The organism is Sulfitobacter sp. M13 (assembly GCF_053474885.1).
Genome location: NZ_CM130281.1, coordinates 1,356,571 through 1,374,904, shown reverse-complemented (window position 1 = coordinate 1,374,904; position 18,334 = coordinate 1,356,571). Strand labels below are relative to the sequence as shown.

13 protein-coding genes, 1 tRNA gene and 2 pseudogenes are annotated in these 18,334 nt (G+C 60.3%); 7 read left to right on the top strand and 9 right to left on the bottom strand.

Going from position 1 to position 18,334, the window contains the following annotated elements; all coding sequences use genetic code 11:
• Positions 1–45: 45 nt before the first annotated feature.
• Positions 46–882: an alkaline phosphatase family protein gene (locus tag ACVBAU_RS06505; protein WP_448328592.1), complete on the top strand. Its 837-nt coding sequence runs from the start codon at positions 46–48 to the stop codon at positions 880–882.
• A gap of 223 nt (positions 883–1,105) precedes the next feature.
• Here ACVBAU_RS06505 and ACVBAU_RS06500 read toward each other — a convergent pair whose 3' ends face one another.
• From ACVBAU_RS06500 to ACVBAU_RS06485, 4 genes and pseudogenes are all read right to left on the bottom strand, one after another.
• The gene (locus ACVBAU_RS06500; protein ID WP_448328590.1) at positions 1,106–2,983 is read right to left on the bottom strand and encodes an acyl-CoA synthetase; all 1,878 of its coding nucleotides are present in this window, start codon (positions 2,981–2,983) and stop codon (positions 1,106–1,108) included.
• Positions 2,984–3,203: 220 nt separating this feature from the next.
• Positions 3,204–3,636 (bottom strand): annotated as a pseudogene (gene lysM, locus ACVBAU_RS06495) (peptidoglycan-binding protein LysM).
• A gap of 68 nt (positions 3,637–3,704) precedes the next feature.
• A pseudogene (locus tag ACVBAU_RS06490) lies at positions 3,705–5,502 on the bottom strand (ABC transporter transmembrane domain-containing protein).
• Positions 5,503–5,638: 136 nt separating this feature from the next.
• Positions 5,639–5,712, bottom strand: a tRNA-Gly gene (locus ACVBAU_RS06485).
• 155 nt (positions 5,713–5,867) lie between these two features.
• On the opposite strand from ACVBAU_RS06485, the gene ACVBAU_RS06480 reads away from it, so the two are divergent.
• Positions 5,868–7,382 carry a malonate--CoA ligase gene (locus ACVBAU_RS06480; RefSeq protein ID WP_448328588.1) on the top strand — a complete coding sequence of 505 codons (1,515 nt, stop codon included), beginning with the start codon at positions 5,868–5,870 and terminating at the stop codon, positions 7,380–7,382.
• Between the two features lie 9 nt (positions 7,383–7,391).
• On the opposite strand, the gene ACVBAU_RS06475 is transcribed toward ACVBAU_RS06480, so the two are convergent.
• From ACVBAU_RS06475 to ACVBAU_RS06460, 4 genes are all read right to left on the bottom strand, one after another.
• Positions 7,392–8,000 carry a hypothetical protein gene (locus ACVBAU_RS06475; protein WP_335745173.1) on the bottom strand — a complete coding sequence of 203 codons (609 nt, stop codon included), beginning with the start codon at positions 7,998–8,000 and terminating at the stop codon, positions 7,392–7,394.
• Positions 7,997–10,237, bottom strand: coding sequence for a xanthine dehydrogenase family protein molybdopterin-binding subunit (locus ACVBAU_RS06470; RefSeq protein ID WP_448328586.1), 2,241 nt, complete (start codon positions 10,235–10,237; stop codon positions 7,997–7,999). The genes ACVBAU_RS06475 and ACVBAU_RS06470 overlap by 4 nt, the downstream gene beginning before the upstream one ends.
• Position 10,238: 1 nt before the next feature.
• Positions 10,239–10,697, bottom strand: coding sequence for a (2Fe-2S)-binding protein (locus tag ACVBAU_RS06465; protein WP_138923915.1), 459 nt, complete (start codon positions 10,695–10,697; stop codon positions 10,239–10,241).
• A gap of 175 nt (positions 10,698–10,872) precedes the next feature.
• Positions 10,873–11,985, bottom strand: coding sequence for an S-(hydroxymethyl)glutathione dehydrogenase/class III alcohol dehydrogenase (locus tag ACVBAU_RS06460; protein WP_138925160.1), 1,113 nt, complete (start codon positions 11,983–11,985; stop codon positions 10,873–10,875).
• Between the two features lie 245 nt (positions 11,986–12,230).
• On the opposite strand from ACVBAU_RS06460, the gene pcaC reads away from it, so the two are divergent.
• From pcaC to ACVBAU_RS06435, 5 genes are all read left to right on the top strand, one after another.
• Positions 12,231–12,611 carry a 4-carboxymuconolactone decarboxylase gene (pcaC, locus tag ACVBAU_RS06455; RefSeq protein WP_448328583.1) on the top strand — a complete coding sequence of 127 codons (381 nt, stop codon included), beginning with the start codon at positions 12,231–12,233 and terminating at the stop codon, positions 12,609–12,611.
• Entirely contained in the window at positions 12,608–13,339 is a 732-nt protein-coding gene (gene pcaH / locus ACVBAU_RS06450) for a protocatechuate 3,4-dioxygenase subunit beta (RefSeq protein ID WP_448328581.1), read from the top strand. The genes pcaC and pcaH overlap by 4 nt, the downstream gene beginning before the upstream one ends.
• A complete protein-coding gene (gene pcaG / locus ACVBAU_RS06445) occupies positions 13,339–13,944 on the top strand; it encodes a protocatechuate 3,4-dioxygenase subunit alpha (protein WP_448328579.1) in 606 nt (201 codons plus the stop codon). Before pcaH ends, pcaG begins: the two co-directional genes overlap by 1 nt.
• A complete protein-coding gene (locus ACVBAU_RS06440) occupies positions 13,937–14,773 on the top strand; it encodes a BKACE family enzyme (protein ID WP_093733783.1) in 837 nt (278 codons plus the stop codon). Before pcaG ends, ACVBAU_RS06440 begins: the two co-directional genes overlap by 8 nt.
• Before the next feature lie 129 nt (positions 14,774–14,902).
• A complete protein-coding gene (locus ACVBAU_RS06435) occupies positions 14,903–15,919 on the top strand; it encodes a glycosyltransferase family 2 protein (RefSeq protein WP_448328577.1) in 1,017 nt (338 codons plus the stop codon).
• A gap of 95 nt (positions 15,920–16,014) precedes the next feature.
• Here the strand turns inward: ACVBAU_RS06435 and katG are convergent, their stop codons facing one another.
• A complete protein-coding gene (katG, locus tag ACVBAU_RS06430) occupies positions 16,015–18,240 on the bottom strand; it encodes a catalase/peroxidase HPI (protein ID WP_448328574.1) in 2,226 nt (741 codons plus the stop codon).
• Between the last annotated feature and the right edge of the window lie 94 nt (positions 18,241–18,334).

Sequence of the window (18,334 nt, the reverse complement as noted above, 5' to 3'; positions counted from 1 at the left end):
TATCGGACAAATGCCATATCTGCCGCCTGCCAAAGGGAAGCCCACATGAAGAACAAGTTGCTTTTGATCATCCTTGATGGTGTCCCCTACCGCAATTTCCGCCGTCTGTTCGGCAATCTGGAAGGTTGGGTCGACAGCGGCGACGCGCGCGTGTGGACCCAGCGTGCAGTGCTGCCGTCGATCTCTGCCGCGTGCTATGCGTCGATACACACGGGCGTGGCACCGGCAGAGCATGGCTGCACGGGCAATGGCAATGTCTTTCGGCTCAAGCACAAGGACGTCTTTGCCCAGACCCGCGCCGCGGGCGGCGTGACGGGTGCTGTCGCCCATTCCTTTTGGTCACAATTTTTCAACCGCCATCCGTTCGACTATGTGCGTGATATTGAATATGACGAACCCGACAGCGATACGATCAACCACGGGCGGTTCCACACGATGACCGGCTATGGGCTGGTGAACCAGATGACGCCCTCGGATGTAGACCTGTTCGGCTCTCTCACCAATCTGGCGCTGCGGTTCGGTCTGAACTACGGGATGCTGCACACCTGTACGCTGGATAGCATGGGGCACCGGTTCTTTCACGATTGTCAGGAAATGGACCACGCCTGCGCCGTGATGGACGAGATGCTGGCCCCTTTCATCCCCAAATGGCGAGCGATGGGGTACGAAGTCATCGTTACAGCCGATCATGGTCAGGACGCGCGCGGCCACCACGGCGGGCGCGGCGCATTGCAGCAGGAAACGGCGCTGTATTACTTTGGTGATGCCGAGGGCCCATCAGAGGATACCGTGATCAACCAGCTGCAGCTTGCGCCGACGATCCTTGGCCGTTTGGGCGCGCCTATCGCCGAAACGATGAAGGCGCAGTCTTTCCTGAAGTAGCCCTCGCGTTTTAGCAGTCGTCGCCGGATCGAAGAACGCGGTAGCCGTTCAAGCAAACACCCTGTCCTATGACACGCGCGCCCTCCCCCTAAAACGCGACATGGGACGCTTCCGAAAGGAACGTCCCATGTGCTGCCCCGTCGGGGTAAGGTAGGTGAAAAGCAGCGCACATCCGATGATAGACGATGCGCTGCTAGCCGATGGTCAACGACCTTGCATTAGATCACGCGGCCTCCCAACCGAAGGTAAAGGCGTTCAGCAATGCGCCCACATCGGCCTCGCTTGCGCCGTTCATAGCGATTTGCGCGACCAGCCCGCGTTTTTTATCGTCGGTGACAGAGGCAACCCGCGCAGGCAGGCCCGCGGCCTCGAGCGTTTCATCATAGACGCGGGTGATGGCGTTTTTGCGCAGGTCAGGCTTGAAGATTTTGCCAACGGCGGTTTTGGGCAATTCGCTCATGATCGTCATGTGCTTGGGCTGCGCCGCGCGCTCTTGCACGTGCTCTTTGCAGAACTCCAGCAGTTCGGCTTCGGTGACCGACGCCCCGGCAACCAGTTCGACAAAGGCGCAGGGCACCTCTCCGGCGTGGGCATCCGGTTGACCGATGGCACCAGCAAAGGCCACCGCTTCGTGACCCAGCAAAGCCTCTTCGATCTCGGCGGGGTCGATGTTGTGGCCACCACGGATGATCAGATCTTTGGCACGGCCCGTGATCCAGAGGTATTTGTCGCTGTCGATACGGCCCAGATCCCCTGTGCGCAGGTATTTGTCCTGATAGTAGAGGTCTATGTTTTTGTCCGCTTCGGTATAAGTATTGCCCGCAAAGACACCGGGGTTCGAGATGCAGATTTCGCCGATCTCGTCCACGTCAGCCTCGACAAGCCCCTCGCCGGTGCTTTTGACGATCTTCACATCCGTATAGGGGAAGGTGATGCCGATACTGCCCACTTTACGCAGGCCATCCGTCGGGTTCGACGACACAAGGCAGGTCGCTTCGGTCAGGCCGTAGCCTTCGATCAGCGTGATGCCTGTAGCCTTTTCGAAGCGGCGGAACAATTCCAGCGGCAACGGGGCCGAGCCCGAAAAGGCGGTTTTTACCGTAGAGATGTCCGCATTGATCGGCCGCTGCATCTTGGCCGAGATCGCCGTGGGTACGGTGATGATAAAGGTGATTTTCCAGCGTTCGACCAGCTTCCAGAAGTTATCGAAGACGCCTTCGCCGCGATAGCCTTGGGGCGTCGGGAACACGACATGGGCACCGGATTTCACCGCCGCCATCAAGATCACGTGGCAGGCGAAGACGTGGAACAACGGCAGCGGACACATGATGTTGTCGTTTTCCGTATAAAGCAGCGTGTGCCCCAGCCAGCCATTATAGACCATGCCCGAATATTTATGCTGCGCCACTTTTGGCATGCCCGTCGTCCCACCGGTGTGGAAGTAGAACGCGACGCGATCCTCTTGCGGATCATCAAAGGTCAGCTCGGCGGGTTGTTTGGCAATTTCCGCGTTAAAGTTTTTGTAGGTCGCCCGATTGGTCACCGTCATTTTCGGGCGGATCAGCGGCACGATCCACGACTTTGGTGCGGTCAGATAGCGGCATAGGTCCACTTCGAGCACGGTCGTGACATTCGGGGCCAGTTTGACCGCCTCGGCGGTTTTGTCAGCCACGTCCGTCTTGGGGAAAGGCCGCAGGGTCACAACGACCTTGGCATTGGTTTCGCGCAGGATCGACGCAATCTGTTCCGCTTCTAGCAGCGGATTAATCGGGTTCGCGATCCCTGCAACGGCACCGCCCAAAAGCGTGATGACCGTTTCATTACAGTTTGGCAGAACATACGCGACAACATCTGTCGGGCCGACACCCAGCGACCGGAACAGGTTGGCAGCACGCCCCACCTGCCCGCGCAACTGCGACCAGCTTAGGGTTTCTGCGTGATCTTTTGGACCCGAGAACAGTTGATAGCTGATGGCATCGTGGCTGGGAAACTTTCCCGCGGTATCGCTGAGCATACCCCATAGGGTTTTAGGCACATCGCGGTCAGCCCACGGCATCTCTGCTTCGATTGCATTACGGTCTTCTATACCGGCAAATGACATTATTTTCCTCCCTTAGTGGTGCGGTTTGCCCGCATCCCGTTATTCCCTGTCGTCAAAGATGATTGCTAAATTCAGCTTTCGCAAGCATTTGCAGGCCCCCAAACGCTGTGTTCACGCCCACTGACCCAACGGAAGGCCAAAAAAAGAACGGCAGACCCTGCCTGCCGCTCTAATTTATGGGGAAATGGCGTGTAATGCCCCCGTTTTATGTCTGGTACGATTATTTGGTAGGAATGCGCAGCATCTGGCCTGGATAGATTTTATCAGGGTGCGACAGCATGGGTTTTATTCGCTTCAAAGATTTCTTCGTAGCGTGCGCCGTTGCCCAATGTCTTGGCCGCGATCGCCCAAAGCGTGTCACCTTTTTCAACCGTGTGGAAGGTGCCGTCGCCCTCGCCGCCGTCCATGTCTTCCTCAACCGCGGCAACGCCTTCGACGTTCCCCACAGCAAGAATGACCTTTTCTTTCATCTCTTGGCTGGCAGCCTTGCCGGATACTTTGACCTTGTCGCCCTCGACAGAGATGTCGAGCCCGTCGGCATCAAGCCCGAGGTCTTTCAATTCGTCCTGAAGCGCGGCTCCGGTGACTTCGGTATCATCACCGCCGCCAAATACTTTCTTGCCAGCGTCTTTTACGAAACTCCACAAACCCATGTTGCTCTCCTTCTGGATCCACTCGGGTACGAGTGTTTCCACCTCGCCAAGTATTTCACAAGGTTTTTTTATGCGTCACCGCGCCCGTCGGTGAATTGTAGCCGTGCCAGCCGCGCATAAAGCCCGCCTTTGGTCACCAGTTCGTCATGGGTGCCCATATCGACGATCTGCCCTGCTTCCAGCACAACGATGCGGTCGGCCTTTTTCACGGTTGCCAGACGGTGCGCGACAATCAGGGTCGTGCGGTCAGCGCTTAGCCGGTCCACGGCGGCCTGCACCGCACGTTCGCTTTCGGCGTCCAAGGCGCTGGTCGCTTCGTCCAACAGCAGCACCGGCGCGTCGCGCAAGATGGCGCGGGCGATGGCGATACGTTGCTTTTGCCCGCCCGACAGCATCACCCCACGCTCGCCCAAGTAGCTATCGTAGCCGTCGGGTAGCGCGGTGATGAACCCGTGCGCGGCGGCTGCCTCGGCGGCGGCGGTGATTTCCGCGTCTGTGGCGTCGGGGCGGCCAAAGCGGATGTTTTCGCGGGCAGAGGCCGCAAAGATCACCGGATCTTGCGGGACAAGGGCAACCGACTGCCGGAAGACCGCACGCGACACGTCGCGCAGGTCAACACCATCAAGGGTAATCCGCCCCGAGGCGGGGTCATAGAACCGCAGGATCAACTGGATGATCGTTGTTTTGCCAGCGCCCGACGGGCCGACAAAAGCGACCGTTTCACCGGGGTTGATCGACAGATTAATCCCGTCCAGCGCCTGAACGCCGGGGCGCGCAGGGTAGGTGAAATGCACATTCTCAAAGGCAATGCGCCCTGCGACGGGGGTGGGCAAGGCAATGTCGGTTTCAGGGTCTTGCACGGTGTCTTGCGTGCGCAGAAGTTCGACCAGACGCTCTGTCGCGCCGGCGGCACGCTGCAATTCGCCCCAAATCTCGGACAGGGCGGCGACCCCGCCTGCGACCATGACGGCATAGATCACGAACTGGACCAGCGCACCGGGGCTCATCTGATCGGCACGCACATCGCGCGCCCATCCACAAGACGCCCACCACACCGGCAAAGACCAAAAAGATCACAATAATTGTCATCAGCGCACGGGTCTTGATCCGCCGCTGTGCAGCATCATAGGACGCTTCGGTCATCTGCCCGAACTGCGCCTGACTGGCGGCCTCGTTGGTAAAGGCCTGTACGGTCTGCACTGCACCAAGGCTTTCGGACGCATTCCCCGAGCTCGCCGCGATCCAGTCCTGATTTTCGCGACTTAGCACGCGCAGGCGACGCCCCAACACAAGAATGGGCACAATTACCGCGGGCACGATCAGCAGCACCATCGCCGTCAGCTTGGCCGAGGTAAACAACATCAGCACCAGACCACCGGTCACGATCAGCATATTGCGCAATGCGATCGACATCGACGACCCGATCACCGACAGAATCAACGTCGTGTCGGTCGTGATCCGGCTGAGCACCTCGCCCGTCATCAGGTTCTCGTAGAACGCGGGGCTCATGGAAATGACGCGGTCGAAAACGGCCTTGCGGATATCAGCGACGACCCTCTCGCCAAAGCGGGTGACAAGCGCATAGCGCAGCCCCGTGCCGACGGCCAACAGCCCTGCGATGATCAGGGCCGCCACAAAATACTGGTCCAGCAATTCGGCCTCGCCGCTGCCAAAGGTGTCGATCACCCGGCGCACAGCTAAGGGCAGCGTCAACGAAATCATCGCCGTCAGTACCAGCGCCAGTATGGCAGCGATCATCAGCCCCCGATACGGCGCGAGAAACGGCAGCAACGCGCGCAGGGCCCCCAGCTCACGCGATTTTTCGCGTTCTTCGGTGCCGGGGCCGGGCGTCGGGGTACGTGCCATGAGATATCCTTTGGAGTGCTGCTGTGTCATCGCCCGCACGCCGCGCGGGGTCAAGTGCTGCCCCCTTAGCGAACTTGCGACAAAAGCGCATTGATCCAGCGCAAATGCGGGTAATCAAAGGAATTTCAGGAAAGAGTGGAGCGGGCGGCGGGAATCGAACCCGCGTCTTCTGCGTGGAAGGCAGAGGTCTTACCATTACACAACGCCCGCGCTACGAAAGGAGAGGTAAGTCATCCGCCACGGGTCGTCAAGGCCGTCTGCGAGGGCAAGATGTCGGAAAGATCAGAATGCGCCGCTCGCCGCCCTTTACCTCGTCCGGCCAATGACGCAAATTCGGCAACGCGAAAGAACACAAGGAGACGACAATGCCCAACCCGCTTTACGACGCTTTATTCGGTCGCCATATCGGGCAATCCACGGCATTTCTGATCCTGCCCGACGGGCGCACCATCACCCATGATCAATTCATCCGCTCTGCCGCACGCTATGCCAACGCGTTTGCCGACAAGGGGCTGACAGTGGGCGACCGTGTGGCGGTGCAAATCGGCAAATCCCCCGATGCGCTGGCGCTTTATGCGGCCTGTGTTCAGGCGGGGCTAGTGTTTTTGCCACTCAACCCCGGCTACACCGCGTCCGAGGTGGATTACTTCGTCGGCAACTCAGGTGCGCGGCTGCTGGTTTGTGATCCTGCCGATGTCAGCGCACTGGCCCCCGTTGCCGCTGCCGCTGGCGCGGCTGTTGAAACCATGGACGCCACCGGCCGCGGCACGCTGCGCGATCTGGCAGCCACACTGCCCGACACATTCGACACCGTAGACCGCACCGCAGAGGATCTGGCCGCGTTCCTCTACACCTCCGGCACAACGGGCCGGTCCAAGGGGGCAATGCTGAGCCAGCAAAACCTGCTCAGCAACGCCGAAACCCTTGTCGATGTCTGGCACTTCACCAAGGCTGATGTGCTGCTGCACGCGCTGCCGATTTTTCACACCCACGGGTTGTTTGTGGCGACCAACATCATGCTGCTGAGTGGCGGCGCGATGGTGTTCCTACCCAAACTCGATATCGACCAGTTGATCCGCTTTATGCCGCAGGCCACCGCGCTGATGGGCGTGCCGACCTTCTACACCCGCTTACTCTCCTCTGATGATTTCACCGCCGGATTGACCGCACATATGCGGCTGTTCATTTCGGGCTCTGCGCCGCTGCTGGCGGAAACTCACAAGCAGTTCGAAGAGCGGACAGGTCACCGTATTCTGGAACGTTACGGGATGACGGAGACCAATATGAACACGTCAAACCCCTATGACGGACCACGACGCGGGGGCACGGTGGGCACCCCGCTACCGGGTGTCGAGCTCAAGATTTGCGATCCCGAAACCGGAGAGACCCTGCCCCAAGGCGACATAGGCGTCGTCGAAGTGCGCGGGCCAAATGTGTTTCAGGGCTATTGGAAAATGCCAGAGAAAACCGCCGCAGAACTGCGCGAAGACGGCTTTTTCATCACCGGAGATTTGGGGCTGATCGACGATCACGGCTATGTGCAAATCGTCGGACGCGGCAAAGACCTGATCATCTCGGGCGGCTACAATATCTATCCCAAAGAAGTCGAACAGGTGCTTGACGATCAACCCGGCGTGCTGGAAAGCGCGGTGATTGGCGTGCCTCATGCCGATCTGGGCGAGGCCCCTGTCGGCGTGCTGGTGGCCGATGGTACCGCTGATCTGGACCTTGATGCACTGTCGCAAACCATCGGGCAAGCACTGGCACGGTTCAAGTGTCCGCGCCGCTTGGTGGTGGTCGACGCCCTGCCCCGCAACACGATGGGTAAGGTGCAAAAGAACCTGCTGCGCGAGATTTACGCGGACCTGTTTACAGCATAACCGCGCGTTTTACGGGTCGCCGACACAGGGTGTCCCGCCTGCTACCCAAATTGCCAGCGCTTCCTGCATCTCGGGGATTGATCCGGGGGCGGCCGCGCGCCCTGCGCCGGGGTCGAACCCCCACGCGACAAAGGCCGAGGTGCCGACGTGATCGGACAGTTCTTCGGGCGTGAAAGCACCGTTGCGGTCGGGGTCACGCAACTGCACGCAAATCTCGGCGCTGGTTTTGCCTTTCCACGTCATCTCAATCGGGGGAAGCCGCCACGCATCTGCAATCATCGGCGGTGCATGGGGCACGCTGTTGGCTGACGCGGCGCTGATGTGACAGGTCCGGCATGGCATTGTTTCCGCTCCGATGCGGCTGTCATCGGCACGCACATTCATGCCGTGCACCAGCTCCTTTCCCAACGTTTCGCCGCGTTCCAGCCCTTCCCACAGGGGCAGACCAGAGGGGCCGACGTGGCAATTGGTGCAGCGCGGATGCGAGACGACGGCGTGAATATCATCCCACGCGGCCAGCGCCGCGGCGCGATCGGACGCGTCTTGCGCCACCGCAGCACTTGCCATGGACAGCACAAACCCGATCACGCCAGCGGCCGCTAGGCGAAAAATATTCATACAAAATCGATCGACTTAGACAGCGGCAGTTCACGGATACGCTGCCCTGTGGCGGCAAAGATCGCATTGGCCAAGGCGGGCGCGGCAGGGGGCACGGCGGGTTCGCCGATACCCCTGATCTTGTCGCCATTCTCAAGCCCGCGCACCATAATCTGCGGGGTCTGATACAGCCGCATGCCCTCGTACACGTGGTAGTTATCCTGCTCTGCCACGCCGTCGCGATAGGTCAGCTCGCAGTTCATCGCGTGGCCCAAGCCAAAGATCACGCCGCCTTGCAGCTGCGCCTCAAAGTTCACAGGGTCCAGCACGCGGCCCACATCGGCGGCAACAAAGACTTTGTCGATGCGAATGCCGTCGGAGGTGTTGGTGACCTCGACCACCTCGGCCACGGGCACGCCAAAGGCCAGCGTAAAGGCCAGCCCCCGCCCGCGGTTCGGCCCCAGATCGCTGCCCCACTCCGACATCTCGCCCACGGCTTCCAAGACCTTGCGCGAGGCATCGTGCCAGCACAGGCGCAGTCTTTCTTGCAGCGGGTCGACGCCGGCGGCATGGCACATTTCATCCATGAAGCTTTCATGCATAAACCCGTTGCCAGACGCACCCACCGACCGCCACGAGCTGACGGGCACCATCGCGGGCGTCCGGTAGCCGGTGACGCGGTAGTTGGGGATCTGGAACGGCTGGTCCCATGCCCCTGCGACAATCGCCACGTCTGGGCCAAAGGCGGGTTGGTTCAACCGCGCGAGCGAGGATTCAGCGACCGAAGGGGCGGCAATGGATAAATCAAACGCTGCGATACCGGCATCCGCCACAGCTCCGCGTCCGCGCGCAATCGCCAGCGGGCGCGGGAAGTCATGGGTGAAGTCTTCTTCGCGCTGCCAGATCATCTTGATCGGCGTGTCGGGCAGCTGCATCGCGATCTCTACCGCTTGGGCGATATAGTCATCCTCAAGGCGTCGCCCAAAACTGCCGCCGGACATCAGCACATGCACATGGATGTCATCGCCATCCATCCCCGTCAGCCGCGCCATGTTGGCTTTGACAAAGCGGGGGATTTGCGTGCCGGTCCAGATATCAAGGCGTCCATGGGTCAGCTTGACCACGACGCTCATCGGTTCCATCGGGGCGTGGGCCAGATAGGGGATGCGGTATTCTGCCACGACAACTGAGGCGCCTTGCAGCGCTTCCTCTACGTCGCCTTCATCCTTGAAACGGCTGTCGCGGTGGTCGTCGGTGAAGGAGGCCGCCACTGCCGCGAACTGGTCGGCGCTGTTGCCGATGTAAGGCGACGGCCCCCAGTCACAGTCAACCGCCTGCGCGGCCTGAAACGCGCGCCATGTGTTATCGGCAACCACAGCAATGCCACCTGTGATCGGCAAAACCGCATGAACACCGCGCATCTGTTGCGCCGCTTCGGCCTCAAAACTGTTCAACCCGCCGCCAATCGCCGGATTGGTGCGGGTCGTGGCGATCACCATACCGTCCATCTGCATATCGATGCCATAGATCTGCGTGCCCGTGGATTTGGCCACCACATCGGTGCGTTTTTGCGGCTTGGTCAGATAACGCCATTCCGACGGGTCGCGCAGGGTGACATCCTGCACAGGCTCGATCTCGGCGGCGATGCTGGCAAGGTCGATGTATTCAATCTTCAGCCCGTCCGGCAGCACGATACAACCATCTTCGGTGCCCAGTTGATCGCGCGGCAGGCCGGTCTGTTTCATCGCGGCCTTGATCAACGTCTCGCGCGCGACGGCACCAGCCATACGTAGGCGGTCGTACATATCGGGCACAGTCGACGACCCGCCGGTGATATGCAGCCCCATCAGCTTGCCCACAACATCCACCGCGCCGCGCCCGCCGCGTGCCAGCAGCGTGTCAGAGGTCGCGGCAATCGGCAGCGCCTCTGCGCCGACAACGCCATTGTAATAGATCGCATCCGCCGGACCAGGCGATAGCTTGGCGTTGCGCGGATTGATATCAAGCTCTTCTGCGATCATATGCGCCTGCATCGACCACGCACCCTGCCCCACATCCGCACGCGGCGTGATCAGCGTGACCCCTTGGGCATCGATCTTGACGTAAGGCGTGATCGCGGTTTCACCGGGTTTCAGCCCGTCAAGCAGCGGGTTTTCGCCCTCGCGTTTGTAAAGATAAGTGCCAAAGACAACGCCCCCCGCAACAGCAACAGAGCCGACAAGGAAGCTCCGGCGGGCAATGGTTTTCACGCGCCCCATATCACACCGCCTTGAGCTTGAGCGCGGCGGTCTTCACCGCCTCGCGGATACGGGGATAGGTACCGCATCGACACAGGTTGCCGCTCATGGCGGCGTCGATCTGGTCGTCGGTGGGCGTCGGGTTCAGTTCAAGAAAAGAGGCCGCCTGCATGATCTGGCCCGATTGGCAGTAGCCGCATTGCGCGACCTGCAGGTCGATCCATGCCTCTTGGACGGCATGGCGCACGGCGGGGGTCCCCAACCCCTCGATGGTGGTAATCTCGCCCTCTACGTCACCGGCAGCCAGCTGGCAGGCGCGAACCGCGATCCCGTCCATATGCACGGTACAGGCCCCGCACTGTGCGATGCCACACCCATACTTTGGACCCGTGATGCCCAGAATATCGCGCAAGACCCACAGCATCGGCATGTCTTCCTCGACGTCCACATCATGGATCACGCCATTCACCGTAAGTTTCATGCCCTGTCTCCCAACGTTCACTCTATAAATACCAGCGGAAACGAAGTGGTAAACCCACCCTGTCCCGCAGCCCCCTCTCCCTTCACGTCAAAACATGAGGGCCTAGGGGGCTGTAGAAAGCATAAAACGCCGCCCCACTGGGACGGCGTTTGCCATAGATTTTACAAATTTACGCTTAGAATTCAACGACCGCACGAATGGATTCACCTTTGTGCATCAGCTCGAACCCTTCGTTGATCTGGTCCAGCGTCAGTTTGTGGGTGATCATCGGGTCGATCTCGATCTTGCCGCTCATGTACCAGTCGACGATCTTGGGCACGTCGGTGCGGCCCTTGGCCCCGCCGAATGCAGTCCCTTTCCAGACGCGACCCGTCACCAGTTGGAACGGACGGGTCGAGATTTCGGCCCCTGCCGGTGCGACACCGATGATGATGCTTTCGCCCCAGCCCTTATGTGCGGCTTCAAGCGCCTGACGCATGACTTTGGTGTTGCCCGTCGCATCAAAAGTATAGTCCGCGCCGCCCTTGGTCAATTCAACCAGATGCGCCACCAAATCACCCTCGACTTTGCTGGGGTTCACAAAGTCTGTCATGCCGAAGTAGCGGCCCGTCTCTTCTTTGTCGTCGTTGAGATCGACGCCGACGATCTGGTCGGCTCCGGCCAGGCGCAGGCCTTGGATGACGTTCAGTCCGATGCCGCCCAAGCCAAAGACCACGCAGCGCGCGCCGATTTCGACCTTGGCGGTGTTGATCACCGCGCCGATGCCCGTGGTCACACCACAGCCGATATAGCAGATTTTATCGAACGGCGCGTCCTTGCGGACTTTGGCAAGCGCGATCTCGGGGATCACCGTGTGGTTGGCAAAGGTGGAACACCCCATATAGTGGTGGATCGGCGTGCCATCCATCATCGAAAAGCGCGTTGTGCCGTCGGGCAGCAGGCCCTGACCTTGGGTCACGCGGATCGCCTGACACAAGTTGGTTTTGCCCGACAAGCAGTATTCGCATTCGCGGCATTCGGGCGTGTAAAGCGGGATAACATGGTCGCCGACCTCGAGCGTGGTGACGCCTTCGCCGATTTCCAGCACAACACCCGCGCCCTCGTGGCCCAGAATGGCGGGAAAGATACCTTCGGGGTCGTCGCCCGAACGGGTGAATTCATCCGTGTGGCACAGGCCCGTGGCCTTGATTTCGATCAGGACTTCACCCCGCTTGGGGCCTTCCAGATTTACGTCCATCACTTCAAGCGGTTGACCTGCGGCAACGGCGACGGCGGCGCGTGTTTTCATCATAAGAAGCGTCCTTTTGCTGTTTGGGACAAAAGGGAGAAAACGAGCCGATTTGTCAAGGTCAAGGGGGCACGGCTACGCGGCAAGGTCTGCCACTCGGGGCGCTGCCCCCGGAGCCGCTTTGCGGCCCCTCCCCCGGGATTTTAGACCCTTTGGAAGCACGGATATGCGTTTGCGCGCCGCGTGTTTTTCCTGTCCAATCGGTTCTGCGACAATGATGACGTTCCGTGACCGAGGAGAAGACCATGGTAGACCGAAGCGAGATCGGAATGAAAACCCGCCGCGCCGTTTTGGGCGACGCCCATGTCGACCGCGCCGAGGCGGCAAAGACCGATCTGGATGCACCGTTTCAAAACCTGATCACCGAAGCAGCCTGGGGCACGGTCTGGGCGAGTGACAAGATCAGCCATCGCGAACGATCAATGCTGACGCTGGCGTTGCTGGCGGCGACCGGCAATTTTGACGAGATCCCGATGCACATCCGTGCCACCGCCAATACCGGTGCCAGCAAATCCGACGTGATAGAGGTGTTCCAGCATGTTGCCATCTATGCGGGGGTGCCAAAGGCGAACCATGCGCTTAAGCTCGCGAAACAAACCTATCAGGAAATGGAAGCCGGCGAATGACCGATCAGAACGGTGCGTTCTTTCACCGAGACCGCAACTGGCATCCGCCCGCGCTGGCACCGGCCTATAAGGCGTCGGTTGTGCGGTCGCCACAAAAGGCGCTGATTTCCATGAACACAACGTTGAGCGAGCAGACCGGACCGGTCTTTGGCCACAACATGCTGGGCGCACTGGATAACGATCTGATCCTTAACTACGCCGCCGACGGCGAGATGGCGATTGGTCAGCGGATCATCGTGCATGGTCGTGTGCTGGACCAGAACGGGCGCGGCGTGCCGGGTGCCTTGTTGGAGTTCTGGCAGGCCAATGCGGGCGGGCGCTATCGCCATAAGAAAGAGGGCTATCTGGCCCCGCTCGACCCCAATTTTGGCGGTTGCGGGCGCACGGTGACGGACGAGAACGGCGGCTATAGCCTGCGCACGGTCAAACCCGGTGCCTATCCTTGGCCAAATGGGGGGAACGACTGGCGCCCTGCGCATATCCATTTTTCCGTGTTTGGACAGGGGTTTGCGCAACGGCTGATCACCCAGATGTATTTTGAGGGCGACCCGCTGATCTGGAAATGCCCCATTGTCCAAAGCATCCCGTCACGCGCCGCCGTTGAACAGCTGATCGCACCGCTGGACATGGACAATACCGTGCCAATGGATGCCCGCGCCTATAAGTTCGATATCGTGCTACGGGGCCGCCGGTCGACCCTGTTTGAAAACCGGATGGAGGGGACCTGATGCAAGAGCTGACCCAGTTGAAAGAAAGCCCGTCCCAGACAGCAGGGCCCTATGTCCATATCGGCTGCGTGCCTAATTTTTGCGATATCACCGGTGTTTACCCTGAGGATCTGGGCGCGCAGATGGTCAATGCCGATACCAAGGGCGAACGGATCACCCTCAGGGGCACGGTCTTTGACGGCACCGGCACCGCGATCAAGGATGCCATGATCGAGATATGGCAGGCCGATGCCGCGGGACTTTACCCCGGCAACGATCCACGCGGCGCGGCGGACCCGAGCTTCACCGGCTGGGGACGCAAGGCGGGGGATTATGACACCGGCGAGTGGGTGTTCCACACCATCCGACCCGGTGCCGTGCCCTTTCCTGACGGGCGGATGATGGCCCCGCATATCAGCTTGTGGATTGTCGCGCGGGGTATCAATATCGGCTTGAATACACGCATGTATTTCCCCGATACCGACAACAGCGCAGACCCGTTGCTGACCCGCATCGAACATCAAAACCGCGTACCGACCCTGATCGCGGAGAAAGAGGCCGATGGCGTCTATCGGTTTGATATTTATCTTCAGGGCGAGAAAGAGACAGTGTTCCTAGATGTCTGATCCATGCATTCTTTGCGTTGCCATCACCGGCAGCGTGCCCACCAAAGCCGCCAACCCCAATGTGCCTGTCACGATCAACGAACAGATCGAAAGCACCCATGCGGCATTCGAGGCCGGGGCGAGCATCTGCCACGCTCATGTGCGCAACGACGACGAGACCCCCTCGTCGGACCCTGAAAAATTCGCGCGGCTGAAAGAGGGCGTCGAGAAACACTGCCCCGGCATGATCATCCAGTTCTCGACGGGCGGGCGGTCCGGTGCGGGCGAGGCGCGTGGCGGCATGCTGTCTTTGCGGCCCGACATGGCGTCTTTGTCGGTGGGGTCGAACAACTTTCCCACTCGCGTTTACGAGAACCCGCCGGATCTGGTGGAATGGCTGGCGTCGGAAATGCGCACCTACGAAGTCGTTCCCGAGATCGAGGCCTTTGACCTTAGCCATATCTTGCAAGCCATCCAGCACCACAAGAACGGCAAACTGTTCGGGCGGCTGTATGTGCAATTCGTCATGGGCGTCAAAAACGCCATGCCCGCCGACAAAGAGGTCTTTGATTTCTATGTGGCACAGATGAAGGCGCGGGCCCCCGAGGCAGCTTGGTGTGCCGCAGGAATCGGGCCGAACCAGATTGTCGTGAACGAATGGGCCATTGCCGCCGGCGGCCACACGCGTGCCGGCCTAGAAGACAACGTACGTCTGGACAAAGACACGCTGGCCCCGTCGAACGCGGCCTTGATCAAGCGTGCCGCAGATCTGTGCGAGAAATACGAACGACCCGTTGCGACATGGCAGCAAGCGCGCGACATTCTCGGGCTGCGCAGCGTCGCGGGTTAACCGCTTTTATTGCCCCCGCTTGTGACACCATAAAGCGGGGGCGGCACCGGCCTTGGCGCAGATTGCATTTGGCCTGAACCGCATTAAACCCATATGGCAAACGCCCGCCCCTTAACCCAAGGACCCCACGTGACACGTATCCTTGCTGTAACCTGTATGCGCAACGAAGGGCCCTACTGCCTTGAATGGATCGCGCATCACCGCGCCGCGGGGGTGAGCGATTTTCTAATTTTCACGCATGATTGCACTGATGGCACGCCAGAACTGCTGGATCTGCTTGGCGACGTGACCCATGTACCTTTTCTGCCCGACTGCGATAAATCGGTTCAGTGGCAAGCGATGCGGCTGGCGGATCAGCATGATCTGATGAAGCAGGCCGATTGGGCGCTGTTCTTTGATTGTGACGAATTCCTGTGCCTTCAGGCTCCGATGGGCAGCCTCACTGATCTGATTGCCGCGGTTCCCGCTGACACCGATGCGATCGCCCTGCCGTGGCGATTTTTCGGTGCGGATGGCCAAGAGGCTCTGCAGGACGCGTTGACCCCGCTCCGGTTTAGCCGTGCCGCACCCGAGCCCTTTCACCTACCCGCTGGCAGCTTTTTCAAAACCCTGCACCGCCCCGCGGCCTTTCAGAAGCTCGGTGTGCACCGACCCAAGAAAAAGGGCAGCACCAGCCCGCAGTGGAATCTTGGCGGTGTGCAGGCAGCCCCGGACGGGTTCGCCGAAAATGACAACCGGATCAATATATTCGGCGCCCTACAGACTCACGCGCGGGCGCGGTTGAACCACTATTCCTTGCGGTCAGCGGCAGAGTTCATGGTCAAACGCGGACGCGGCCTGCCCAACCGGACGACCAAGCCACTGGACCTGCATTACTGGGCGGAACGGAATTTCAACACGGTCAAAGACACGATGATCGACCCGATGATAGCCGCGACTACGGCAGAGATGACCCGCCTGCGGGCCCTGACGGGCGTCGCTGCCGCGCATGAGGCTGCGATCCAGTGGCACCAAGACGCCTTTGCTGCGCTGATGTCGGACCCCGCCGAGGTTCAGTTTTACTGGCATCTGCTGTTGCTGGGTACCAGCACGCCCCCGACCGCCGAGCAAACACAGGCCCATTTGTTGCGCCACGTCGGCACCTGACGGGCCTCTACCCGCGCCCCGTCCCACAAAGGACACTGGCATAGAAAAAGGCGCGACCGGAGACCGGCCGCGCCTTGGAGTGTCGTTACGCGTGTTTACGCGAGGTCGAAACGATCAAGGTTCATCACCTTGGTCCATGCCGCCACAAAGTCAGTGACGAATTTCTCTTTCGCGACGTCGCCGGCATAGACTTCCCCGATGGCGCGCAGCTGCGAGTTCGACCCGAACAGCAGATCGACAGCGGTACCGGTGTGCTTGAGCTCACCCGTGGCGCGGTCGCGGCCCTCGTAGATGTCGTCGGTGGCAGTCTCTTCCGCCTTCGACCACACGGTGCCCATGTCCAGCAGCGTGGTGAAGAAATCGTTGTTCAACGTACCGGGCGCATCTGTGAACACGCCGTGTTTGGAGCGGCCTACGTTCACGTCCAGTGCACGCATACCACCGACCAACACAGTCATTTCCGGCGCGGTCAGCGTCAGAAGCTGGGCACGATCAACCAGCAGCTCTGCCGTGGTGACCGAATAGCGGGTCTTGGCAAAGTTGCGGAAGCCATCTGTCACAGGCTCGAGATAGGCAACGGAATCGACTTCGGTCTGCTCAAGCGAAGCATCGCCGCGGCCTGGTGCGAAGGGCACAGTCACGTCGTGGCCTGCGTCCTTTGCAGCTTTCTCGATCCCGGCCGCACCGGCCAACACGATCAGGTCAGCGACCGAGATTTCCTTGTCGCCTGACTGGGCGCCGTTGAACTCGGTACGGATGCCTTCCAGTACGTCCAGCACTTTGGCCAACTGATCGGGTTCGTTCACTGGCCAGTCTTTCTGCGGTGCCAGACGGATGCGCGCGCCATTGGCACCACCGCGTTTGTCCGACCCGCGGAAGGTCGCGGCAGAGCCCCAAGCGGTGGCTACCAGTTCCTGAACGCTTAGGCCCGATGCCAGCACTTTGGCTTTCAGCGATGCAACGTCCGCGTCATCCACCAACGCATGCGTCACGGCGGGGATCGGGTCTTGCCAGATCAGCTCCTCGCTTGGCACGTCGTTGCCCAAATAGCGGGCAATCGGCCCCATGTCGCGGTGGGTCAGTTTGAACCATGCGCGGGCAAAGGCATCGGCGAATTCCGCGGGGTTCTCGTGGAAACGCGTCGAGATTTTGAAATACTCGGGGTCTTCGCGCAGCGCGAGGTCAGAGGTGAACATGATAGGCGCGTGACGTTTGGAAGGGTCATGCGCATCCGGCACGGTGCCTGCGGCGTCGCCATTCTTTGGTGTCCACTGCACGGCACCGGCAGGGCTTTTGGTCATTTCCCACTCGAGCCCCAGCAGGTTGTCGAAATAGGTCATGTCCCAGCTTGTCGGGGTCTGCGACCATGCGCCTTCAAGCCCGCTGGTCAAGGCGTGGATGCCGTGGCCGGTCTCGTGCTTGTTGGTCCAGCCAAAGCCCTGACTTTCCAGTGGCGACGCTTCGGGATCGGGGCCGGCATTCTCGCCGCCCACGGCACCGTGCGCCTTACCAAAGGTGTGACCACCTGCGATCAGCGCCACGGTTTCATAGTCGTTCATTGCCATCCGGCCAAAGGTGTCGCGGATGTCATTGGCAGAGCCTTGCAGATCGGGTTTGCCGTCTGGCCCTTCGGGGTTCACATAGATCAGGCCCATTTGCACGGCGGCCAGCGGGTCTTCCAATGCGCGCTCTTCGCTATAACGCTTGCTGCCCAGCCATTCGTCTTCGGGGCCCCAATAAACGTCCTCTTCGGGTTCCCAACGGTCTACACGGCCACCGGCGAAGCCGAATGTTTTCAAGCCCATCGATTCAAGCGAGATGTTCCCGCACAGGATGATCAGATCGCCCCATGAAATCTGGTTGCCGTATTTCAGTTTGATCGGCCACAGCAGGCGGCGCGCTTTGTCGAGGTTGGCGTTATCCGGCCAGCTGTTGAGCGGCGCAAAACGCTGTGTGCCCGTGCTGGACCCGCCACGGCCATCCGCCGTACGGTAGGTGCCCGCTGCGTGCCACGCCATACGGATGAAGAAAGGGCCGTAGTGGCCGTAGTCTGCGGGCCACCAGTCCTGCGAATCTGTCATCAGCGCGTGCAGGTCTGCCTTGACCGCCTCGATGTCCAGTTTCTTGAACTCTTCAGCATAGTTGAAGTCCGGGCCAAGCGGGTTCGAATCGATGGTGTTTTGGTGCAGCAGCTTGAGGTTCAGCTGGTTCGGCCACCATTCGTTCAACGACCGCGCACCGCGCTTTGAGTTGCGGCCGTGACTGCCGTGGCTGCCGACAACCGGGCATTTGCTGATGTTTTCGACGTCGTTTCCGTCCATGGTGGTCTCCGTTTTTATCTGTCTGGGTGCGCGACGCATGCGGCGCGGCACGGGGGATGGATGTCAGGGGTAAGGGTCCAATCTGCCCGCCCCC